Below are 22,703 nucleotides of genomic sequence, written 5' to 3'. Positions count from 1 at the left end.
TACTTAAATAATCTTGATTAACATCAAATCTACTTCACACCTTTTTCGTTAACATCTTATTGTTTATAAATTTATTTCAAAGGAGAAGAGATGTCGCTTTCACGAAGAGATTTTCTAAAAAGTTCAGCAGCCGCAAGTGCAGCAGCAGCTATTGGTATGAGTGTACCAACAGATTTAAAAGCACAAGCAAATGTTGCTGAGAGTGGTTGGCGTTGGGATAAAGCAGCCTGTAGATTTTGTGGTACAGGGTGTGGAATTATGCTTGCAACAAAAGAGGGAAAAATTGTTGCTGTTAAAGGTGATCCAGCAGCTCCAGTTAACAGAGGGCTTAACTGTATTAAAGGGTACTTTAATGCAAAAATTATGTATGGAGCAGATAGACTTAAAACTCCTTTGCTAAGAGTAAATAAAAAAGGTGAATTTGATAAAAAAGGTAACTTTGCACCTATTTCTTGGGAAAGAGCTTTTGATGAGATGGAAAAACATATCAAAGCTGCTTTAAAAGAGAAAGGTCCTGAAGGAATTGGTGTATTTGGAAGTGGACAATACACAATTATGGAAGGTTATGCAGCACTTAAAATGATGAAAGCTGGATTTAGATCAAACGGAATTGATCCAAATGCAAGACACTGTATGGCAAGTGCGGTTGTTGGTTTTTATCAAACATTTGGTATTGATGAGCCAAGTGGTTGTTATGATGATATTGAACTAACAGACACAGTTGTTTGTTGGGGTTCAAATATGGCAGAGATGCACCCAATTTTATGGTCAAGAGTTACAGATAGAAAACTTAGTAATCCAGAGAAAGTTAAAGTGATAAATCTATCAACTTATAGACATAGAACATCTGATATTGCTGATTTAGAGATTATCTTTACTCCAAATACAGATTTAGCTTTATGGAACTATATAGCAAGAGAGATTGTTTACAATCGTCCAGAAGCTATTGATTGGGATTTTGTAAAAGAGCATATTGTTTTTGCAGCAAGTCCTGTTAATATTGGTTATGGAATGAGAAAATCTGATGAAAAATCAATCAAAGAAGGAAAATACTCTAAAGCTGAAATGGAAACTATAAGCAAAGAGATGGAGAAAATTGTATCTGAAACTGAGGCTCCTGCGCTTGCTCCTTATGGATATAAAGCTGGTGATAAAATGACTAATAAAGATAGTGGTCTTGCTCACTGGGAGATTAGTTTTGAAGAGTATAAAAAGTTTTTAGAGCCTTATACTTTAGATTATGTTGCAAAAATTTCTAAAGGAGATCCTGATGAGGATATTGAGGAGTTTAAGAAAAAACTTCAACAACTTGCTGACTGGTATATTGAAAAAGATAGAAAAGTTGTAAGTTTTTGGACTATGGGAATGAATCAACACACAAGAGGAACTTGGGTAAATACACTTTCATATAATGTTCACTTTTTACTAAATAAACAGGCAAAACCAGGAAGTGGTGCATTTAGTTTAACTGGTCAACCAAGTGCTTGTGGAACAGCAAGAGAAGTTGGAACATTTACACATAGACTTCCAGCTGATATGATGAATGAAAATCCAAAACATAGAGAAATTACTGAAAAAGCATGGAATGTACCACTTGGAACTATAAATCCAAAGGGAACTCAAACTTTTATGAAGATTATGAGAGATTTAGAAGATGGAAATACTAAATTTGCTTGGGTAAATGTAAACAATCCATGGCAAAATACTGCAAGTGCAACTCACTGGGTAAAAGCAGCTAGAGAGATGGATAATTTCATTGTTACAAGCGAAGCATACCCTGGAATTAGTGCAAAAGTATCAGATTTAATTCTACCATCTGCTATGATTTATGAAAAATGGGGTGGATATGGAAATGCTGAAAGAAGAACACAACTTTGGAGACAGCAAGTTCTTCCTGTTGGTGATGCTATGAGTGATACATGGCAGTGGGTTGAACTTTCAAAAAGATTTACAGTTAAAGATTTATGGGGTGAACAAGAAGTTCAAAGTTCAAAAGGTGAATTAAAACTTCCAAGTATTATTGAAGCTGCAAAAGCTATGGGCTACAATGAAGATACAACTATGTATGAGATTTTATTTGCAAATGAAAAAGCCAAATCATACAAAGCTGATTTAAATGATGAAATTCAAGCTGGATATGACAATACTGAAGCATTTGGTGATAATAGAAATGTAATAGGTAGCGATGGAAAACCATGGAAAGGTTATGGTTTCTTTATACAAAAATATCTATTTGAAGAGTATGCAAATTTTGGAAGAGGACATGCTCACGATTTAGCTGATTTTGACACTTATCATAGAGTTAGAGGACTAAAATGGCCAGTTGTAGATGGGAAAGAGACATCTTGGAGATTTAATACAAAATATGATCCATATGCAAAAAAAGCAAATCCAAATAGTGATTTTGCCTTCTATGGAACATTAGCAAAAGAGTTAGCTCAAGGTGATTTACTAGGGGTTAAAGATCAAACTAAAAAATCTCTAAAAAATAAAGCAAAAATATTTGCAAGACCATATATGGATCCACCTGAAATTCCAAATGAAGAGTATCCAGTTTGGCTTAGTACTGGAAGAGTACTAGAACACTGGCATAGTGGAACTATGACTATGAGAGTTCCAGAACTTTATAGGGCAGTTCCAGAAGCACTTTGCTATATGCACCCTGAAGATGCAAATAAGTATGGTGTAAAACAAGGGGAGCTTTGTTGGGTTGAATCAAGAAGAGGAAAAGTAAAAGCAAGAGTTGAAACAAGAGGAAGAAATAGACCAAGCAGAGGTTTAGTATTTGTTCCTTGGTTTGATGAAAAGGTATTTATAAACAAAGTTTGTTTAGATGCAACTTGTCCACAATCAGGGCAAACTGACTTTAAAAAATGTGCTGTAAAAATTTATAAAGCATAAGGATTAAAGATGAATATAGTTGAAAACTATCAAGAAAATAGAAGAAAATTTATTCTAAAAAGTGCTAGAACTATTGGTCTGGTTATTCTTGGTAGTTTAACATGGAGTGCATATTTAAGTGAGGTAAAAGCTAGTAACTTAATACTTCGACCACCAGCAGCTCTAAAAGAGGATGACTTTTTGGCTACTTGTATAAAATGTGGACTTTGTGTAGAGGCATGCCCTTTTGATACACTAAAATTGGCAAAACCAGGGGATAATTTACCTTTGGGAACTCCATATTTTGTACCAAGAGATATTCCTTGTTATATGTGTGTTGATATTCCTTGTGTTCCTATTTGTCCAACAGATGCACTTGATGAAAAACTTGTAAAAGATTCAAATAATGCATTTGAGATAAGACAAATGGAGATGGGAGTTGCAGTTGTAGACGTAAAATCTTGTGTAGCTTTTTGGGGAATTCAATGCGATGCTTGCTATAGAGCTTGTCCACTTTTAGGTGAGGCTATAAATATAGTATATGAAAAAAATGAAAGAACAGGTAAACATGCATTTTTAAAACCTGTTGTAGATAGTGATATTTGTACAGGTTGTGGACTTTGTGAAAAAGCTTGTATTACTGAAAAACCAGCAATTTTTGTACTTCCACGAGAAATTGCACTTGGAAAAGTTGGTGACCACTACATAAAAGGTTGGGATGAATCAGATGAGCAAAGATTAAAAAATGCAACATCAGAAAAGACAAAAACAAACATAAGCAAAGAGAGTGCAATTGACTCATTAAATAAAGGGACACAGGAGTTACTAAATGATTAAAAAATATAGATTTTTAATTGCTAGAAGATTTACACAACTCTCTATTATAGCTTTATATATTTTGGCAAATATTTATGGAATTAACTATTTAATGGGGAATTTAAGTAGCTCTTTGGTTTTAGAAACAATTCCTTTAAGTGATCCGTTTGCAGTTTTACAAATGATTTTTGCAGGAGCAGTTATATCTTTTGATATAGCATTGGGTGCTTTAATTATTTCAATTTTCTACTTTACTCTTGGAGGAAGAGCGTTTTGCTCTTGGGTTTGCCCTGTAAATATAATTACAGATAGTGCAAACTTTTTAAGAAGAGTTTTGAAATTTGATGAAGTACAAAAAAAACAACCAGCAACTAGAAATTTAAGATATTGGCTAATTTTAATTAGTTTTATAATCTCTTATTTTATGGGCGTTGCAGCTTTTGAGTTGATTTCTCCTGTATCAATGGTTCATAGAGGTTTGATATTTGGACTTGGATTTGGATTTGCAACAATAATTGTAATATTTTTGTTTGATCTGTTTGTTTTAAAAAATGGTTGGTGTGGACATATTTGTCCTCTTGGTGGATTTTATTCACTAATTGGAAGATTTAGTCTAATAAGGGTTCATCATAATCACAATAGATGTACAAACTGTATGAAGTGTAAGGTTGTATGCCCTGAAATACAAGTTTTACATATGATAAATAAAAGTAGTGAAGCTGTAGTTGATGAGTGTACAAATTGTGGAAGATGTGTAGAAGTGTGCGAAGATGATGCACTAAATTTCGATTTAAGAAAATATATAAAGGAGAAAAAATGAAATTAGTAAAATTTGCTTTAATTTTAATTATTGCAGGAACTTTTACTGCTTGTTTTAATAGTGACAATAGTCAAACTAAATCTCAAGAGAATAAAAGTTTTGGACTAAGAGATGCTGATTTACTTGATGAGACTAAAGTTGTATCAGATGAGACTAAATATTTGACTGATCCAGCAGGAGCAAGTACAAAAATTAAAAGAGCTTTTGAGAATGCTCCACCAATGATCTCTCACGATGTAGAAGGAATGCTTCCAATTACAATTGATAATAATCAATGTATCATGTGCCATGATCCAATGTTAGCTGAGTCTATGGGAGCAACTGCTATTCCAAAATCTCATTTTACTAACTTTAGAGAAGATGTAAATATAGATAAAAAAGGTCAACTTCAAAGAGATGGAAAAATAGTAGAAAATAGTAGTGATATAAAAACTGTTGTAAAACCACTTGATCACTTATCAAATGCTAGATTTAACTGTTCAGCTTGTCACGCTCCTCAGTCTCAAAGTGAAATTGTACCTGAGAATAATTTTGTAACAGAGTTTAGAAGTAGTGATTTAAATGATAAATCAAATCTACTTGATGTAATAGAAGAAGGCGTTAAATAAATATGAATAGAAGAGAGCTTTTTAGCTCTCTTGCTAAACCTTTTAAAAAAGAGCAAGAGAGTATTATTAGACCTCCTTATTATAAAAATAGAGATATTTTTTTCACAAATTGCATAAAATGCTTAGAAAAAAGTTGTAGTGAAGCTTGTGAAGAGAATATTATTTATATTTTAGAAGACCAAACTCCTAGTTTAAACTTTTCAAACTCAGGTTGTACATATTGCGATCTTTGTGCAAAAGCTTGCAATATGGAAGTTTTAGATATAAAGTATAAATCAAATATAGATGCAAAAATTCAAATAGATACTAAAACTTGTCTATCTTGGAATCAAACTATGTGCTTTTCATGCAAAGATCCTTGTTTAGAAAATGCAATAAGTTTTGAGGGTATTTTTAAACCTATTATAAATGACAACTGTACAAGTTGTGGATTTTGCATAAAAGTTTGTCCAACTAACTCTATAAAGGTTTTAAATGTTTAAATTTTTTATATTTTTCACTCTTGTTATCTTTTTAAATTCAAAAGAGTTAAAGCCAGAATTTTTTTTAGAAATTGATGGAATGGCAACTGATTTTGTTGTTGAAAAAGAGAGAATATTTATTGCGAGCTCTAAAGGAAAGGTAGATATTTTTGATATAAGCAAAAAAGAGTTTCAACAATCTATAAAAGTTCCAAATATTAAAGATTTTATGCAAGAGATTATTGAGTCAAAAATTTATAGCGTTGATTTTTTAAATGAAAAAGTATTAATACTATCTCAAGGAGAAAATGGTGGAAGAGATATATTTATTTATGAAAATGGAAAATTAAACAATATTGTAAGTTCAAAAAATAGACTTTTTATTGCAAAAGCAAAATTTTTGGATGATAATCATATTATTTATGCACTTTTATCAAATCAAATATTTTTATATGATATAAAAAACAGTAAAATACTCAAACAGACTCAAGTTTCTCAATCATCTTTTTCAGATTTTACTCTAAGCAGTGATAAAAAAAGTTTTGTTACTACAGATGAAAGTGGTGTAATAACACAATTTGAATCAAAAAGTTTGAAAAAACTAAAAGAGTTTAAAGGTCAAAATGTAGATAGAGTTTTTCAAGTTGATATTAAAAAAGATACTATTTTAGGAACTGGACAAGATAGAAGAGCATCTTTTTATTTTACAAACTCTAAAAAATCTTTTTATAAATCATTTGATTTTTTAGTTTATACAGGAGCTTTAAGTCCTAGTTCTAAACTAGCTTGTATCTTACTTAATGAAAATAATGATGCTGTTGTTTTTGACATAGAATCAAAAGAGGATAAATTTATCTTGACAGAAAATAGAGCAATTTTAACAAAAATTCTATTTTTAAATGAGAATCAAATTGTTATCTCAAGTGATGATTCTAGAATAAATTTTTATAATCTTAATTAAAGGAAGAAAAAATGAATATCTCAAGTATAGTTGTAACAACTTTACCAAAAAATTTAGAAAGTGTGATTGAAAATCTTAAAAAATCAGGTGTTTGCGACTATCATATGCATGATGAGAAAGGAAGAGTTATAATTACAATAGAGGGTGAAAATGTTGAAGATGAACTTAAAAAACTAAAAGTCATTGAAGCAATTCCAAATGTAATAACTGCTGATATGCAGATGAGTTATAGTGAAGAAGAGCTTAGCCGTCATATGCAAGTTTTAGAAAATTCAGATGCAGTTCCAAAAGTTTTAAATAATAAAGATATCAATGTTGAAGATATTGTTTATAGAGGCGATTTAAAAAGAAAAGATTTAATAGGTTTTGCAAAAGAGTTTGATAAAAAAGAGCTTTAAATTAAAAAAACTTTTGGAAAAATTTTAAATTTTGGAAGAAAAGTAGCATTAAAATAGCAAACTTTAAGTTTTGTAAGAGTATTATTTCACTGATCAAGAGATTTTACCAAACTTATCTCTCCTTAGTTAAAATGTAGCAATTTTAAGGTAAGGTCTCTTAAAAAGGTCGTTCTATTAAAATCTTAGGTTATGAAAAAGTATTATAGAATTTAAAACCTAAGTATCCAAAAGGGGTCTCTCTCAAGCCCCTTTTTTCTCCAAAGAAATTAAAGAAGATTTTATTTTTAAGAGCAACTCCTAAGCTCTTAAAAAACTGTACATTTTTTATCTTATTTTAAATATGGTTTTAATACCTCAGGAATTTTCACACTTCCATCAGCTTGTTGATAATTTTCCATAATAGCAACCAAAGTTCTTCCAACTGCTAAACTTGAACCATTTAAAGTGTGTGCTAATATATTTTTTTTATCATCTTTGTATCTAATTTTTGCCCTTCTAGCTTGAAAATCTCTTGTATTTGAGATTGATGAGATCTCTCTATATCTATTTTGTCCTGGAAGCCAAACTTCCAAATCTATAGTAACAGCTGCTCCAAAACCTAAATCTCCACTACAAAGTTTAACTTTTTGGTGAGCTAAACCTAAAGAGCTTAATAAATCACTAGCACACTGAACCATCTCTTGAAAAACTTCATCTGATTGCTCTTGTGATGTAATAGCAACCATCTCAACCTTATCAAATTGATGTTGTCTAATCAATCCTCTTGTATCTCGCCCTGCACTTCCTGCCTCTTTTCTAAAACAAGGAGTGTAAGAAGTAAGTAAAAGTGGTAGTTCACTTTTATCAATAATTTCATCATTATATAAATTTGTAAGACTAACCTCAGCAGTTGGAATTAAATATAGATCTTCACCCTCTATTTTGAATAGATCTTCTTCAAATTTTGGAAGCTGTCCAGTTCCTATAAGCATATTTGAATTTACCATAAATGGAACATACCACTCATTAAATCCTCTTGCTCTATTAAAATCAAGCATATAGTTTATTAAAGCTCGCTCAAGTCTAGCACCATCACCTTTTAAGGCTGTAAATCTTGATTTTGCTAGTTTTACACCTCTTTGAAAATCCAACCAATCACATGATAAATCCCAATGCTCTTTTGGCTCAAAACAGAAGCTTGGTCTCTCTCCAACTACTTCTAAAATAACATTTTCATTCTCATCAACTCCAAAAGGAACATCCTCATCAGGAAAATTTGGAACTGTTAAAGCAAGTGCAGATAACTCATCCTCTAAAACTCTAACTTCATCTTCAAGCTCTTGTTTTTTTAACTTTAAACTATTTATCTCTTCTTGAAGTTTTGTAGTATCAAGATTCTCTTTTTTATATCTTGGAAACTCTTTTGACAAAACATTTTGTTTTGCTGTTGTCTCTTCTTGCTCTTGTCTTTTTATCTTTGTTTTTTGTGCTAAAACTTTAAGAGATTCTAAAATATCTTTAGAAACTCCTTTTTTCTCTAAAAGTTGGCTACTTTTTTCAAAATCATTTTGTAATAGTTTTATATCAATCATATAGGCTCTTTTTTTAATTTTTGGGCAATTATATCCAAGTTTAATAAAAAAAAGCTACCACTCAAACTGAAAAGTTGTGTGAACTATTTTAAATTTCTCTTTTAAATTATGATTTATATTTTTCAAAATTTCTTCATAATTTTCTAAATCTTTTTTATCAATTTTAACATGTGCGGTCATATTATACATATCTTGAGTTATCTCCCAGATATGAATATCGTGTAGTTCTACTACTTTATCATTTTTTTCAATAAAATTTTTAACTCTATTTATATCAACAGGTGATGCTTCAAGTAGTGTATTTATAGAACTTTTAAGAATATCAATAGCCCACTTTAAAATCACAAATGCAACTAAAATTGCTAAAATAATATCTACAAAATACCAAGATGTATAATAAATAACTATATATCCAATAATTATTGCAACAGAAGATAAAGCATCGCTTAACATATGAATAAATGCAGATTTTAAATTTATATTATCTCTATCACCTTGCATTAAAATAACACCAGTAATAATATTTACAACAAGTCCGATAACTGCAACTATCATAGCCATTTTAATATCAATAATCTGAGGATTAATAAATCTTTCATAAGCTTCATAAACTATCCAAACTATTGATAAAACTATTGTTATACCATTTACAAAAGCCGCTAGTACCTCTATTCTATAGTATCCAAATGTTTTAGATATAGGTGCAATTTTACTAGCAATAATTATTGCTACAAGTGATATAATCAAAGCAAAAGAGTGTGTAAACATATGAATTGCATCTGAAATTAGTGCTAAAGAGTTTGATAAAACTCCATAAAAAAACTCTGCAAACATTGTTACAATAGTAATCAATAAAGCAATTTTTAGCACTTTTTTATCTGCTGTTCTATGATTATGAGAGTGCGAGTGTTCGTGATGATGTCCACTACAACTACCATGATTTTCAGATGTGTGTTTATGATGATGATTATCCTCTTTATTTAAAAAAGGCTTATGTTCGCTTAAACCAAATTTACAATTTTCCATTTTATTTCTCCTATTTTCCATATACTTTAATAATCTCTAGTAAATTATCAATTTGTGCAACCGCTTCTGCATTGCTTCCGTTTTTGATATTTTCTATCATATGTCCTTTTGCAAAGTGTTCAATATATGAGTTTGTCATACCACTTACTGCACCTTTTATAGCTGTTAATTGTCTTATAATCTCATATGGATCCTCTTCTAATTTAAAATTTTCATCATTAAATTTGTTTTTTAAAGAGTGTATTTGTCCATATATTCGACTTATTCTATTTTGTAACTTTTTTCTTTCTACATCGCAACAATATGCCATTTTAATCCTTTTTAATATTTATACTATAGGGGGGTATAGTATATTATTTAAACTTAAAAGAATTTTATATGATAAATATTTATTTACTTTTGACTAACAAACTATAAAGTAAGTTACTTAGTCAAAGAGTAGTAGTAACTTCTACTTTTCATAACATCTTTTGGACGAACACCAAAAAAGTGGATAAAAGCATTAGTAAAACTTTGTTGATATTTATATCCAACAAAGTTTGCAATTTCCAAAATAGAAAATTCACTACTTTCAAGTAAAGCTTTTGCATAAATCATCTTATGCTCAAGAATCATTTTTCCAACAGTAGTATTAAAAAGTTTTTTAAATCCAAATTTTAGTTTAAATTCATTTATTGCTACTTTCCTAGCAAGTGTTGATAAGTCAGGAAAATCATGTGTTAAAAGAATAATATCTCTTGCTTTATATAAAGCTTGTATATCTTCATTTGAAAGTTTTATTTTTTCGCAATTAAACTCTTTTTTACAAAAACATTTCTCAAACTCTTTAAATTGATTATAAATTATTTCTAATACTTTACTTTGTAGATAGATATTATGTAATTCATTTGTAAAAGGTGAATTAAAAAGTTCATTTGCTAATTTTATATTAAGAGAGTTATCTACTCTATGTATAAAAGAGGAAGAAGTTTTTATCCTATCAAGTAAATACGAATAAGTTGATAATTGCTTTTCTAAAAAGTCATTCTTTATAGATATTGCAAGCCCTTTAGAAAAAGAGTTTTTATCTAATGCTGTTATAGAATCAGCTTCATCTATATATTTTATATAAGTATCATTTTTTTTAAAAATTTCTATTTTATCATCAGTATTTGACTGATATTGAACTTTTCCATCAAGTATTATATTTATAAATAAACTGTCAACTTTCAAATTTGTTTGTATCGAAAAATCTTTATTTGCTTGAGCATGAGTTTTAAATAAATATATATCATCACTTACTATCTCTTTTTTACAATTCATATAACCAAAATTATCTGGAAAAGTTAAACTAAGCTTTTTATTTGAGAAAGAAGTAATAAATTCACTCACATCTCCTATTATAAAATTATGAGACATTTTTATCCTTTTATATTAAAAAAAAATCCATATATATTAAATTTACTATTGAAGTCAATAATAGCTATCATTATAATTCAGACTTATTTAAACTTTGATGAAAAGGAAATAAAATGCTAAGCAAGAAAATGTTGTTTTTATCTTTAATTGCAAGTTCTCTATTATTTGCAGAAGAAACAACTAAAATTGAAAAAATAACAGTTAGTGCAAATAAAATGGAAGAAAATATACAAGATGTTCCACAAAGTATAACTGTGATTGATGAAGAGACAATAAAACAAAAAGGAATTAAAACTATTCAGGATGTAATAAAAGAGGTTCCAAATATGAATGGACAAAATGGACTTAGTGGAGGCACGAGTTCATTTAGAGGTTTAAATGCTTCTATGTTTACAAATAATAATCCTGTTGTTATTTATGTAGATGGAATTCCATATTATGATAGATTTGACTATGACCCAAGTTTAGTAGATGCTGAACAAATAGAAGTTTTAAGAGGACCTCAAGGAACACTTTATGGAAAAGACGCAATTGGTGCGGTTATAAATATAACTACAAAATCACCTACAAATGAGTGGCATGGAAGCATAGGGGCAGAGTATGGAAATGATAATACTTTTAATACAAAACTAAATACAAGTGGAGCCATAATAAATAATAAATTATTTGCTGGAATAAATGGTTCTTTTTATCATACAGATGGCTGGATAGAAAACCACTATGCTGGTATAGATAAAGATGCAAATAAAAAAAATAATAGAAAAACAAGTGGTTTTTTACTTTATAAACCAACAGATAATTTATCTGCAAAATTAACTATTGCAAACAATTATAGTCAAAAAAACTTTTTTGATGGGATGACTACTGATGGTACAATAGCAATTAATAATTTATCAAGAGATAATGCAAAAAATGCAAATTTTGATGTACCAACAATAGAAAAATCAAAGGTAAATTCTCAAGTTTTAAATTTAACTTATGAACTTGAAAAAGTTAAATTTGATTCAACAACAACTCATAAAAAAGCTGATATTGATGGAGATTATGATTCAGATTATATTTCTCAAACTGCTTCTGATGGTTTAAATCAATATAACTATACAGATTTAGAAACTTATACGCAAGAGTTTAAATTATCTAGTAAAAATCAAGATATAAAATGGGTAACTGGACTATATTTTGATAAAGAAGATAGACAACAAGGTCCTTATGGTCAAGATATGAGTTATATGGGTGGAGTTTATAGTGCAAATGTAAATTCTGATGCAAATAATAAAACACATGCTGTTTTTGGACAAGTTATGATTCCTTTTTTAGAAGATTTTGAATTAACTTTAGGAGGAAGATACCAAAAAATTAAAAAAGATATAAATGGAATTGCAACTACTACTTGGAATGGTTCTCCAATGGGAACAAATGGTTCATTTGGAAAATGGGAAAAAACTTGGAATACTTTTTTACCAAAAGCTGCTCTTTCATATAAAATAAATGATAATTTAACAACTTATGCCTCAATATCAAAAGGGTATATGCCAGGTGGATTTAACTATTTTGTAAATGATTTAAATAATAAAGAAGCTAATATGTTTGATCCTCAAACTTCAATAAATTATGAAATTGGAACGAAATATATAGGAGATAGTTTTGCTTTAAACACAGCTATTTTTCGAATGGACATAGAAGATATTCATATTTATAAAACTGTAGGTGTAAATTTTATAACAGATAATGCAAAAAAAGCTCATACACAAGGAGTAGAGTTTGATGGAACATACTTTTTAACTGAGAATTTGAGTATTTCAGGAAGCTTAGGATTAATTCAAGCCAAATATGATGATTATGATAATGGAAATAGAAAATATAATGGAGAAAAGATAGAAAATACTCCTTCTTATACAGCAAGTTTAGGAGTTTCATATTTAGCTGATAGTGGACTTTATGGAAGAGTAGATTTTAATGCTAGAGGAAAAACTAATTATTTCGATGGAGCAAATGAAAAAATGGTTGAAGCTGATGGAGCAATAATTTCAAATGCCAAAATTGGATATAAACTAAAAAATTTGGATATTTATAGTTATATAACGAATATTACAGATGAAGAGTATGTGACATTTTACCAATCAAAGCAAGGTTTAGCTATGGCTGGCTTTAATGAACCAAGAAGATTTGGTGTAGGTGCCATTTATAAATTCTAAAATTGACTCAATAAAAAACTTTAACATAAAAATAGATATTAATATAAACAATTAGTATCTATTTTTTTATTTAAAATTATTAGGAAAATATATGAATAAACAAACAAATAAAAAGAGCTTATGGTCTATCATAGCCCCTGTTAATAGTTATATAAGATTAGCGATGGTGATTTCTGCTCTTAGTGGGATATTATCAGTTATAGGACTTGTCTTTTTAGCTTATGTTATAGGACTTATTATGGGTGGAACTATCAATTTATTTGGTTTTAAACTTGGATTTCAAGAAGCATTGATACTTTTAGCTTCCATCACGATTCTTTCGTTTTTAACCAAATTTTACTCTTTTGTGATTTCTCATTTGGGTGCTTTTAAGCTGGAACAAACTTTAAGAACAGAGATTACTACTCATTTAGCTCAAATTCCCTTAGGGCATATTATTACTCTTGGAACGGGTGCTATTAAAAAAGTTCTTCTTGATGATGTGAAAAATCTTCATGCTTTTGTAGCAGATACTACACCTATGCTTGCTAAGGCAATTGTAGCTCCACTTGCTTCGATGATTGCACTTTTTGTGATTGATTATCGTTTGGGACTAGTTGCTATTGCTATTTTATTAGTGGGTGCTGTGCTTATGCGTTCTGTGATGAAAGATTCTGTGATGCATAGGGAAAACTATGAGCAAAGTCAAGGTGAAATAAACAAAGCTGTTATTGAATTTGTCCAAGCGATGCCAGTGGTACGAACTTTTGATGATGGAACAACTTCTTTTAAAAGATATAATGATGCTTTGGCAAAATATAGAATAAATCTTAAAGCTTGGTTTGAAGCAACTAGTACCCCTGCAAAAATAGCTATGACTGTTCTTAGTCCAATGCCCACACTTCTTGCAGTTACTATAACAGGACTCTTTTTTTTAATAGATGGGAGCTTGTCATTTTCACCATTTATTGCAGCACTACTTGTAAGTACAGGGATGGCTGATGCACTAATGCCACTAATGTGGATGAGTAATTTTGTTAAAAAGTCAAGTGCAGCAGCTATAAGAATACAAGAAATTATGGATATACCAGTTCTTAATATCTCAAAGGCACATAAAAAGATAGAAGCTACTGATATAGTGTTTGAGAATGTTGATTTTAAATATAACGAAAAAGACAACTATGCCCTAAAAAATATCAATTTTGAAGTCAAAGCAAATACTGTTACTGCACTTGTAGGACCAAGTGGAGCTGGGAAAAGTACAGTGGCAAAACTGATACCAAGATTTTGGGATGTGACAAATGGAAGTATCAAAATAGGTGGTGTAGATATCAAAGATGCTGATTCACAAAGCTTGATGGATACGGTTTCATTTGTATTTCAAGATACTTTTTTGTTTAATGATACTTTATCAAACAATATAAAAATGGCAAATTCAACAGCAACAGATGAAGATATGATAGAAGCTTGTAAAGCAGCTCAAATTCACGATTTTATTCTAAGTTTGCCTGATGCTTATGAAACAATGGCTGGAGATAGAGGAGCAAATCTTTCAGGTGGACAAAAACAAAGAATCACTATTGCAAGAGCTATTCTAAGAAATACTCCTATTATAGTACTTGATGAAGCTACAGCATTTGCAGACCCAGAAAATGAAGAAGAGATTATTAAAGCTTTAGCAAATTTGATGAAAAATAAAACAGTTATAGTAATAGCACACAGACTTTCAACTATTAAAGATGTGGATCAAATATTAGTATTTGATAATGCAGAAGTTAAAGAAAAAGGAAAACACGAAGAACTTTTAGCAATACAAGACGGTATTTATGCAAAACTTTGGAGCAATTATGAAAAAGCACAAAATTGGGATATTCATCATATAGGAGGTGTAAAATGAGAAAAAATCAATTTGCCTCTATGTACACAATCTACAAATTAAGTGTTGAATTAGCAGGTGAGTACAGCAGTGGCTTTAAAAAAAGTTTAATTTATTTTACTTTGGCATTTGTCGCTCAAGGTCTAGCTTTTGGTATGTTTTATCCACTACTCTTAGCAATGTTTGCAGATACTCCTATCATGTCTGATATCCTCTTTTATCTTGGTTTGATGGTGCTTTTTAGCATCTTCTCTTTTTGGGCAAAATGGAAAGGGCATGATTTTGATTATAATGGGAAAATTGTAGATGTTACTCATGAACTTAGAACAAAACTTGGAAAGGCTCTAAGAGAGATGCCCTTAGAAAAACTTGCTACTTATAAAACAGGAGAACTTAACTCTACTTTTTCAAGCAATGTAGATGAATCGGTACTCCATATGGGAATGGTAGCTTCGATGTTTTTGCAAATTGTAGTTGTACCTTTTACTATTATCGTAGTTACCTTTTTTGTGGATTGGCGACTTGCACTTCTTATGCTTGCAATGCTTCCTTTAGCACTTCCACTGTATAGTTGGAAAAGAAAAGGTTCGCACGAAGAAAAAAGTGAATATAACCAAGCTAATGGGATATTAGAATCAGATTTTGTAGAGTATATCCAAGGCTTACCAGTACTAAAAGCTGTAAATAAAGTAGGAATAAATGCTAAAAAATTACAAGATTCGATAGCTTATGTTAAAGAGGTACAAAAAGAAGGACTTTATAAAGGACAAATACCATTTGTACTTATGGGAGTTTTGATAGAAGTAACTTTGTTAGCAATCGTATTTATCGGAGCATTTTTTGTTCTTGATAATACCTTGTCGTTTATCACTCTAGCTGCTGCTGTAATTGTCGTATCACGACTTGCAGAACCTTTGTCAATATTCTTAGGAGTGGTATCGGTATTTGATTTAATGGATTCAGCATTTAAAAGAATCAAATCTATATTTTCAACTGAGCCATTGAAAATTTATGAACCAAAAAATAAAGCTAATGATTTTGATATAACTTTCGAAAATGTAAGTTTTTCATATAAAAACCAACCAACAAAAGCACTACAAAATATAAGTTTTTTTATACCAAATAAAACAATGACCGCACTTGTAGGACACTCTGGTTGCGGGAAAACAACTATTACTAAAATGATTATGAGATATGCTGATCCACAAAGTGGAAATATCAAAATCGGTGGAGTAAATATCAAAAATATGACGCCTGAAGATTTGATGAAAAATATTTCAGTGGTGTTTCAAGACGTCTATTTATTTGATGATACCATCATAAACAATATTCGTATGGCAAATCCAAAAGCAACAGATAAAGAGGTAGAAAATGCGGCACAAAGTGCCTATTGCCATGAATTTATCACAAGATTGCCAAATGGATACAATACAAAAATAGGCGATATCGGAGGAAGTTTAAGTGGAGGGGAGCGACAAAGAATCTCTATAGCAAGAGCCATACTTAAAAATGCTCCGATTGTAATCCTTGATGAGCCAACAGCTGCGCTTGATACGCAAAGTGAAGTAGCAGTTCAAAGTGCTATAGATAAGCTTGTGGAAAATAAAACTGTAATTGTAATAGCTCATAGACTATCAACAATTGCAGGAGCTGATACTATTCTTGTAGTTGATAAGGGTGAAATCATAGAAAAAGGTACACATGATGAATTGGTAAAAGAAAAAGGTAGATATTTTAGTATGTGGCAAGCACAACAAAGGGTTAAAGATTGGAATATAAATGAATAAATGTTCTTGTTTAACTCCTCAATCTATTTTATTATTAGCTAGTTTATATGTTACTCAGTATGTAGGATTCTCTTTTTTTTCAGTAGCAATTATTGCAATTTGGAGAAAAAGTGGAATGCCCCTTGAACAATTGGGTTTTTTTTCTTTGATTAGTTTGGTTTGGGTAATAAAATTTTTATGGGCACCTTGGGTAGACAAATATGTTACTAGACATCAGGGAAATTATTCTGGTTTTCTTAAAATAATTCAATTCTTATTGATAGGTTCAATTATTTTTAGCTCTTTTTTTGATGTAATGGAAGATAAATTAATCATAATCACTGCTTTGATTTTAGTGGGACTTTTAGCGGCTACTCAAGATATAGCAACTGAGGGATTAGCCTTTAAGCTTTTAACAAAAAGTGAAAGAGGATTAGGAGGAACACTTAAAAGCTCTGGAGGAATAATTGGAAATATTTTAGGAGTAGGAGCAGCTTTAACTATTTATGAATATTTTGGTTGGAGTATTACGGTTTTACTTTTAGCATTTATTACAACTATTACTTTTATTCAATTATTACTTTATAAAGAGTCAAAATGTGTAGTTGAACATACTATTCATGATATATCATGGAAACTTATTTTTCAATTTTGGAATAAAAAAGGGAGAGTTTTACTGCTTGTTTTATTAATTCTTTATCCAATAGGAATGTGCATTTCTTATGCTTTATTAAGTCCTATATTGGTTGATATAGGTTATGGCTTAGATAAAATTGGCTTTATAAATGGTGTAGTTGGAAGTATTTTAGGAATTATTGCTTCTATAATTAGTGGATATTTACTAAAAATATTTTCAAGAAAAACTATGCTTATTGGAATTAGTATTTTTGAATGTTTAGGATTTTTAACTCTATTATTTTTAGTTAATGGATATACAAATATTTTATTTGCTTCTTTATCTATGAGTATTATTTTTATAAGTTATAGTGCATCTATGCCAATTATTCATGCTTTGATGATGGATCAATTATCAACAAAATCTCCAAGTACAGAATACGCTTTGCAATTTTTTCCCTTTATGTTAATGGGAGTTCTAGCTAGTGCTTTTGGAGTATCTTTATCAGGAACTTTTGGTTATAGCACTATGATTATAATTGCTTCTTTGTTTTCATTTATTTCAATGTTGTATGTATTATTATTTTTTAAAGGAATTGAATATGAAAGAGATTAAACCTTTGATGCTTGTAAATATACTATGTGCAACGGCTGGTATGGCGTTTATGCCAGTGGTTGGACCAATAGTTAGAAATTTTGGATTGCAAGAGTGGCATGCAGGATTTACAGTAACTTTTGGAGCAATTGCTTGGGTGTTTTTTGCAAGATTTTGGGGTAAGAAAAGCGATCAAATAGGAAGAAAACCTGTATTAATAATAGGTATTTTAGGGATAGCTATCTCTTATTTAGTATTAGCAATTTTTGTAGATTTTGCCCTAGAGAATCCTCCTTTGATTATTATATCTTTGCTTATTCTTATTTTAACAAGAGGAGCTATTAGTATATTTTATTCTGCTATTTCACCAGTTTCTGCTGCATTTGTAGCTGATAAAGTAGAACCTAAACAAAGGTCAAATTATATGGCAAAACTAGGAGCAGCAAATGGTATGGGAATGATTTTTGGTCCTATTGCAGGTGGAGCATTGGCTATTTATGGTCTTGAAGCACCACTTTATACTTTTGCAATATTGCCTTTTATAGCTGCTATTGTTTTATATTTTAGTATTGAAAGGGCTCCAAAAATACATATCGAAAAAGAGATTGAAACAAAGTTTTTTGATAAAAGACTCTTTATTCCTATATTTTCTACTTTTTTAACTATGTTTGCTTTTATGACTATCAATTCTTGTTTGGGATTTTTCGCACTTGATATTTTTAGATTAGATGATTTAGAAGCTGCAAAAGTTACAGGATATATTTTAGGAAGTATAGGTTTTACCCTTATATTAGCTCAAATAATTGTCACAAAAATAACAACAATTACTCCTAAAACTTTTATGAAATTAGGAACTATTCTTTCTGCACTGGGCATGATAGGGATGGCATATTCTTTAGATGTTTGGAGTTCTTTATTATTTTCTTCATTTTTTGGTTTTGGAATGGGCTTTTTGTTTCCTTCTATTATGTCAATCACTGCAAACTCTGTAGAAACTCATGAACAAGGATATGCAGCAGGGACAGTTTCATCAGCTAAAGGGGTAGGAATGATTTTTGGTCCATTGGTAAGCACTAGCTTATATGGATTTTCTAGTTCACTTCCTTTTGTATTTAGTGGTTTATTATTTTTTATATTATTGATATTAATTTATGGGAAGTTAGATGTTTGAAATTTTAATATTATCATTGGCATTATCTATGGATGCCTTTGCAGTTTCAATTGGACTTGGCATAAAAGAGAATCAAAATATAAAAGTTTTAGCTTTAAAAGTAGCTTTATTTTTTGGAATATTCCAAGCCTTTATGCCATTTATTGGTTATATAGGAGGTATTGGCTTACAAGAATATATTTATGGATTTGATAAAATAATTGCGTTTGCTTTATTACTTTTAATTGGAGCAAAAATGATATTTGAAGCTGTAAATGAAAATGTTGAAGAAGAGATAACTAAAATTTCCAATAAAATTCTATTAACATTGGCAATTGCAACAAGTATAGATGCAATGGCTGCTGGATTTACTTTACATTTATTTGAATTGAATCCTTATATTTCCTTATTGATTATTGGGATTAGTACATTTATTATCAGTTATATTGGGGTTTATGTAGGAAGTCGCGGGGGAGAAAAATATGAAAGTAAAGCTGAAATTTTAGGTGGGATTGTTTTAATATTAATAGGTCTTAAAATTTTACTTTTTTAAAATATCTTTAGGTCGTATTTTAAACTCTTTATAAAAAGCATTAGTGAAATTATTTGCAAACTTATAACCAACTTGCAAAGCTATTTCATTGATGTTGTATTCACCTCTTTCAAGCATATTTTTTGCAAGGTTCATTTTATGAGATACTAAAAGTTGATAAGGAGAAGTTTTATAAATCTGTTTAAAACCTCTTTTCAATTTTACCTCACTTAAATGAACCATTTTAGCAAGAGTAACAATCGACGGAGGATTTTGCAAGTTATTCAATAATATCTCTTTTGCTTTCAAAATTGCACTTCTATCATAATCATCTAAAAAAATATCATCTTCATTTTTTTGTAGCTTTGAAATTTCTAAAGATAATAACTCAAAAATTTTACCTTGTTTGTATATGTTAGCTAACTCACCAACAAGAGTGCAATTTAATATATCATTTAATAGAAATTGAGATTGAATAGAAGTTAATCTAAAATCTATCAACTGCAAATTTTGTTTATTAAAAAAATATTTTTCAACTAAGCTTTTTTGAAAATTTCTTCTTAAAAAACTTTCACTTAATATTAATCTAATTTGATTTATCTGTTTATCTTTAAACTCTCTAAAACCTTGTGTATTTTCAAAGAGTGATATTGTAGTAAACCCTTCTTTGAAAGGTATGATTTTTTTATTCCCACTATTTATATATGTAGTGTTTCCTTTGAGTGATATAGTGATTACAAATTTTCGCTCTTCTTGTTTTGCTTCTAAAAAGATAGGTTTTTCTATATTGTAATTTGTTTTTGAAAATAAAAATCCATCTTGAATATATATCTTTTCCATATAATCAGTTCCTATCTCAAGTGGAAAACTATTTTTTATGATATTTTTTTTGCTATTTAGATTTGAACTAATCAAATCCTTTAAATAATATTTAGTCATTTTTACCTTTTAGAATAGAAATAAAACCTTTTAGAATATTTTTGATATTGACTATCACTTTTTTGAAGTATATACTAGAGCAAATAAATTTTATATTAAAGGAAATACAGCATAATGATAAAATCAAAAACTATTAACCTATCTTTTTTAGCTTTTATATTATTAACAAATAACCTAGTAGCAAAAGAAGAAACTACAACTTTAGAGGCAATCACTGTAACAGCTCAAAAAAAAGAAGAAAATGTACAAAAAGTACCTATTTCTGTCTCTGTTTTTGATGAAATGTCAATAGAAGATAAATCTATTGATAGTTTGGAAGATATTGCAAAATATACTCCCAACTTGATGCTTTACAATACTGGACAAGAAGGCTTAATAGTTCCTTCTATTAGAGGAATAAGTGGAAATGTTTTATCTTATTCAACTCCTGTTGGTCTGTATGTTGATGGAGTTCCTACTACTAGTGCCTTTGGTTTTGATGATGCAATTGGTGATATTGAAAGAATAGAAGTTTTAAGAGGACCACAAGGAACTTTATATGGTAAAAATAGCGAAGCAGGAGTTATAAATATCATAACAAAACAACCAAATAATGAAACAAAAGGAAAAATTTTCTCAACAATAGGTAATGAAGGAAGAAAAGATATTGGATTAAATGTAAGTGGTCCAATAATAAAGGATAAATTTTATGCAGGAGTAGCTTATAAACATAAAGAAAAGGATGGATTTATAAAAAATACAGTTACAAATAAATATATAAATGACAAGAAAAGTGATTATGCAAAACTCATTTTAAGAGCTACACCAACAGATAATTTAGATGTATCACTAATATCTTCAATTAACAAAGAAGATAATGGTGACCATAATTGGGTGAGTTCAACAAACAACAAAAAAGAAGTTACTTCAAATTTAAAAAGAAGTTCTAGTCCAAAAGATACAACTTTTGCTTTAAATGTAAATTATAATATTGATGAAAACTCTAAAATAAAATCAATAACTACAAAAAAAGAGTACAAAGATAAAGCGATAGTAGATGCCGATTTTACTCCTTTGACTTTAAGACATATTTATAAAAATAATGAATTAAACACAATCTCTCAAGAATTTAGATATGAAACTATATTTAATAAAACAGAACTAATTTCAGGAATTTATTTAGATAAAAAAGATGATGACTTATATACAAGAATATTTGCACCTTTTAATCCAACAGGATTTGCAAATCCACAAGATATGAGTTCTAGAAGTATAGGGATTTTTACAAATATCATTCATCCTTTAAATGATTTTTGGGTTTTGAATGCAGGAATTAGATATGACAAAGAGAAAAAAGAGATGGAAGTTAAAAACACAACTATTGACTTAGAAAATAGTTATAGCAGTGTTTCTCCAAAAATCGGAATTCAATACAATATAAATGAAAATCAAATGAGCTATTTTACAATAGCAAAAGGTTATAGAAGTGGAGGATTTAATCCTTTTGCTACATCAAACGCACAAGCATATGATGAAGAAAATTTAATCTCTTATGAACTTGGATATAAAGGAATGTTTTTTGATAATCGTTTAAAATTTAACACAAATATCTATTTTATGGATATAAAAGATATGCAAGTAGAAGAAACACCAATGCTTGGTACTACTTATATGGTAAATGCAGCAACTGCAACTTCAAAAGGTTTTGAAGTAGAAATAGAAGGTGTAATTAGTGATGAAATAAGCTTATTTGCAAGTGCAGGAGTAAATGAAACAACTTTTGATGATTTTAAAGATTTGGCTGGTGATTATAGTGGAAATTATAACCCTCTTGCTCCAAAATATAACTTCAATATTGGAACTTTATATAGAGCAAACAATGGTTTATATGCAAGAGTCGATTTTAATGGTTATGGAAAAACATATTTTGACAAGGCAAATACAACTTCACAAAAAGCTTATAGTTTAGTTGATACAAAAATTGGTTATGAAGCAAATGATTTTGATATATATTTTTATGTAAATAATTTATTTGATAAAGATTATGATGCAATAGGTGCATATTTTAGTGGAACAACAACTATTTTAAGACTAGAACAAGAGTTTGGTATCAAATTAGCTTATAGATTTTAAGGATT

General features: G+C 29.5%; 19 protein-coding genes. 14 read left to right on the top strand and 5 right to left on the bottom strand.

From position 1 onward, the window contains the following. Positions 1–90: 90 nt before the first annotated feature. The 7 genes from napA to ASKIR_RS01695 are packed head-to-tail and all read left to right on the top strand — an operon-like array spanning position 91 to position 6,944. The gene (gene napA, locus ASKIR_RS01725) at positions 91–2,901 is read left to right on the top strand and encodes a nitrate reductase catalytic subunit NapA (protein WP_115588392.1); all 2,811 of its coding nucleotides are present in this window, start codon (positions 91–93) and stop codon (positions 2,899–2,901) included. A gap of 9 nt (positions 2,902–2,910) precedes the next feature. Further along, the gene (gene napG, locus ASKIR_RS01720) at positions 2,911–3,717 is read left to right on the top strand and encodes a ferredoxin-type protein NapG (RefSeq protein ID WP_115588391.1); all 807 of its coding nucleotides are present in this window, start codon (positions 2,911–2,913) and stop codon (positions 3,715–3,717) included. Then, positions 3,710–4,516 (top strand): quinol dehydrogenase ferredoxin subunit NapH, encoded by an 807-nt coding sequence (gene napH, locus ASKIR_RS01715; RefSeq protein ID WP_115588390.1) that lies wholly within the window; start codon positions 3,710–3,712, stop codon positions 4,514–4,516. The genes napG and napH overlap by 8 nt, the downstream gene beginning before the upstream one ends. Continuing rightward, a complete protein-coding gene (locus ASKIR_RS01710) occupies positions 4,513–5,124 on the top strand; it encodes a nitrate reductase cytochrome c-type subunit (protein WP_066352611.1) in 612 nt (203 codons plus the stop codon). Before napH ends, ASKIR_RS01710 begins: the two co-directional genes overlap by 4 nt. A 2-nt stretch (positions 5,125–5,126) precedes the next feature. Then, positions 5,127–5,606, top strand: a complete 480-nt coding sequence (locus tag ASKIR_RS01705; RefSeq protein ID WP_066162624.1) for a ferredoxin-type protein NapF — start codon at positions 5,127–5,129, stop codon at positions 5,604–5,606. Further along, entirely contained in the window at positions 5,599–6,546 is a 948-nt protein-coding gene (locus ASKIR_RS01700) for a WD40 repeat domain-containing protein (RefSeq protein ID WP_066352615.1), read from the top strand. The genes ASKIR_RS01705 and ASKIR_RS01700 overlap by 8 nt, the downstream gene beginning before the upstream one ends. Before the next feature lie 11 nt (positions 6,547–6,557). After that, positions 6,558–6,944 (top strand): chaperone NapD, encoded by a 387-nt coding sequence (locus ASKIR_RS01695; protein ID WP_066162630.1) that lies wholly within the window; start codon positions 6,558–6,560, stop codon positions 6,942–6,944. Between the two features lie 329 nt (positions 6,945–7,273). Here ASKIR_RS01695 and serS read toward each other — a convergent pair whose 3' ends face one another. The 4 genes from serS to ASKIR_RS01675 form a co-directional block, all read right to left on the bottom strand. Next, positions 7,274–8,515 carry a serine--tRNA ligase gene (gene serS / locus ASKIR_RS01690; RefSeq protein ID WP_066352618.1) on the bottom strand — a complete coding sequence of 414 codons (1,242 nt, stop codon included), beginning with the start codon at positions 8,513–8,515 and terminating at the stop codon, positions 7,274–7,276. Positions 8,516–8,569: 54 nt separating this feature from the next. Next, positions 8,570–9,541 carry a cation diffusion facilitator family transporter gene (locus tag ASKIR_RS01685; protein ID WP_066352626.1) on the bottom strand — a complete coding sequence of 324 codons (972 nt, stop codon included), beginning with the start codon at positions 9,539–9,541 and terminating at the stop codon, positions 8,570–8,572. Positions 9,542–9,551: 10 nt separating this feature from the next. Beyond that, a complete protein-coding gene (locus tag ASKIR_RS01680) occupies positions 9,552–9,851 on the bottom strand; it encodes a metal/formaldehyde-sensitive transcriptional repressor (protein ID WP_066352627.1) in 300 nt (99 codons plus the stop codon). Between the two features lie 113 nt (positions 9,852–9,964). Next, positions 9,965–10,939 carry a helix-turn-helix domain-containing protein gene (locus tag ASKIR_RS01675; protein WP_066352630.1) on the bottom strand — a complete coding sequence of 325 codons (975 nt, stop codon included), beginning with the start codon at positions 10,937–10,939 and terminating at the stop codon, positions 9,965–9,967. Between the two features lie 113 nt (positions 10,940–11,052). On the opposite strand from ASKIR_RS01675, the gene ASKIR_RS01670 reads away from it, so the two are divergent. The 6 genes from ASKIR_RS01670 to ASKIR_RS01645 all read left to right on the top strand — a co-directional run bounded on the left by ASKIR_RS01670 (position 11,053) and on the right by ASKIR_RS01645 (position 19,668). Further along, the gene (locus tag ASKIR_RS01670) at positions 11,053–13,134 is read left to right on the top strand and encodes a TonB-dependent receptor (protein ID WP_115588389.1); all 2,082 of its coding nucleotides are present in this window, start codon (positions 11,053–11,055) and stop codon (positions 13,132–13,134) included. 91 nt (positions 13,135–13,225) lie between these two features. Then, positions 13,226–15,010, top strand: coding sequence for an ABC transporter ATP-binding protein (locus tag ASKIR_RS01665; protein ID WP_066352635.1), 1,785 nt, complete (start codon positions 13,226–13,228; stop codon positions 15,008–15,010). Next, positions 15,007–16,776 (top strand): ABC transporter ATP-binding protein, encoded by a 1,770-nt coding sequence (locus ASKIR_RS01660; RefSeq protein WP_066352644.1) that lies wholly within the window; start codon positions 15,007–15,009, stop codon positions 16,774–16,776. Before ASKIR_RS01665 ends, ASKIR_RS01660 begins: the two co-directional genes overlap by 4 nt. After that, the gene (locus ASKIR_RS01655) at positions 16,769–17,986 is read left to right on the top strand and encodes an MFS transporter (protein WP_066352647.1); all 1,218 of its coding nucleotides are present in this window, start codon (positions 16,769–16,771) and stop codon (positions 17,984–17,986) included. The genes ASKIR_RS01660 and ASKIR_RS01655 overlap by 8 nt, the downstream gene beginning before the upstream one ends. After that, entirely contained in the window at positions 17,973–19,136 is a 1,164-nt protein-coding gene (locus tag ASKIR_RS01650; protein WP_066352648.1) for an MFS transporter, read from the top strand. Before ASKIR_RS01655 ends, ASKIR_RS01650 begins: the two co-directional genes overlap by 14 nt. Then, positions 19,129–19,668, top strand: coding sequence for a manganese efflux pump MntP (locus tag ASKIR_RS01645; protein WP_066352652.1), 540 nt, complete (start codon positions 19,129–19,131; stop codon positions 19,666–19,668). Before ASKIR_RS01650 ends, ASKIR_RS01645 begins: the two co-directional genes overlap by 8 nt. Here the strand turns inward: ASKIR_RS01645 and ASKIR_RS01640 are convergent. After that, on the bottom strand, positions 19,657–20,586 hold the full coding sequence (locus tag ASKIR_RS01640) for a helix-turn-helix domain-containing protein (protein WP_066352655.1): 930 nt from the start codon (positions 20,584–20,586) through the stop codon (positions 19,657–19,659). The two genes, ASKIR_RS01645 and ASKIR_RS01640, sit on opposite strands and share 12 nt — an antisense overlap. Positions 20,587–20,700: 114 nt before the next feature. On the opposite strand from ASKIR_RS01640, the gene ASKIR_RS01635 reads away from it, so the two are divergent. Then, entirely contained in the window at positions 20,701–22,698 is a 1,998-nt protein-coding gene (locus ASKIR_RS01635; protein WP_115588388.1) for a TonB-dependent receptor, read from the top strand. Positions 22,699–22,703 lie beyond the last annotated feature (5 nt).

Origin of the sequence: Aliarcobacter skirrowii CCUG 10374 (genome assembly GCF_003544835.1) — a bacterium.
In the GTDB taxonomy this organism is placed as follows: Bacteria; Campylobacterota; Campylobacteria; order Campylobacterales; family Arcobacteraceae; genus Aliarcobacter; species Aliarcobacter skirrowii.
This window is presented reverse-complemented; position numbering and strand designations above follow the sequence as displayed.

Excerpts from the sequence above, each read along its gene's own strand:
- napA (WP_115588392.1), top strand. The coding sequence starts at position 91 with ATGTCGCTTTCACGAAGAGATTTTCTAAAAAGTTCAGCAGCCGCAAGT.
- napG (WP_115588391.1), top strand. The coding sequence starts at position 2,911 with ATGAATATAGTTGAAAACTATCAAGAAAATAGAAGAAAATTTATTCTA.
- napH (WP_115588390.1), top strand. The coding sequence starts at position 3,710 with ATGATTAAAAAATATAGATTTTTAATTGCTAGAAGATTTACACAACTC.
- ASKIR_RS01710 (WP_066352611.1), top strand. The coding sequence starts at position 4,513 with ATGAAATTAGTAAAATTTGCTTTAATTTTAATTATTGCAGGAACTTTT.
- ASKIR_RS01705 (WP_066162624.1), top strand. The coding sequence starts at position 5,127 with ATGAATAGAAGAGAGCTTTTTAGCTCTCTTGCTAAACCTTTTAAAAAA.
- ASKIR_RS01700 (WP_066352615.1), top strand. The coding sequence starts at position 5,599 with ATGTTTAAATTTTTTATATTTTTCACTCTTGTTATCTTTTTAAATTCA.
- ASKIR_RS01695 (WP_066162630.1), top strand. The coding sequence starts at position 6,558 with ATGAATATCTCAAGTATAGTTGTAACAACTTTACCAAAAAATTTAGAA.
- serS (WP_066352618.1), bottom strand. The coding sequence starts at position 8,515 with ATGATTGATATAAAACTATTACAAAATGATTTTGAAAAAAGTAGCCAA.
- ASKIR_RS01685 (WP_066352626.1), bottom strand. The coding sequence starts at position 9,541 with ATGGAAAATTGTAAATTTGGTTTAAGCGAACATAAGCCTTTTTTAAAT.
- ASKIR_RS01680 (WP_066352627.1), bottom strand. The coding sequence starts at position 9,851 with ATGGCATATTGTTGCGATGTAGAAAGAAAAAAGTTACAAAATAGAATA.
- ASKIR_RS01675 (WP_066352630.1), bottom strand. The coding sequence starts at position 10,939 with ATGTCTCATAATTTTATAATAGGAGATGTGAGTGAATTTATTACTTCT.
- ASKIR_RS01670 (WP_115588389.1), top strand. The coding sequence starts at position 11,053 with ATGCTAAGCAAGAAAATGTTGTTTTTATCTTTAATTGCAAGTTCTCTA.
- ASKIR_RS01665 (WP_066352635.1), top strand. The coding sequence starts at position 13,226 with ATGAATAAACAAACAAATAAAAAGAGCTTATGGTCTATCATAGCCCCT.
- ASKIR_RS01660 (WP_066352644.1), top strand. The coding sequence starts at position 15,007 with ATGAGAAAAAATCAATTTGCCTCTATGTACACAATCTACAAATTAAGT.
- ASKIR_RS01655 (WP_066352647.1), top strand. The coding sequence starts at position 16,769 with ATGAATAAATGTTCTTGTTTAACTCCTCAATCTATTTTATTATTAGCT.
- ASKIR_RS01650 (WP_066352648.1), top strand. The coding sequence starts at position 17,973 with ATGAAAGAGATTAAACCTTTGATGCTTGTAAATATACTATGTGCAACG.
- ASKIR_RS01645 (WP_066352652.1), top strand. The coding sequence starts at position 19,129 with ATGTTTGAAATTTTAATATTATCATTGGCATTATCTATGGATGCCTTT.
- ASKIR_RS01640 (WP_066352655.1), bottom strand. The coding sequence starts at position 20,586 with ATGACTAAATATTATTTAAAGGATTTGATTAGTTCAAATCTAAATAGC.
- ASKIR_RS01635 (WP_115588388.1), top strand. The coding sequence starts at position 20,701 with ATGATAAAATCAAAAACTATTAACCTATCTTTTTTAGCTTTTATATTA.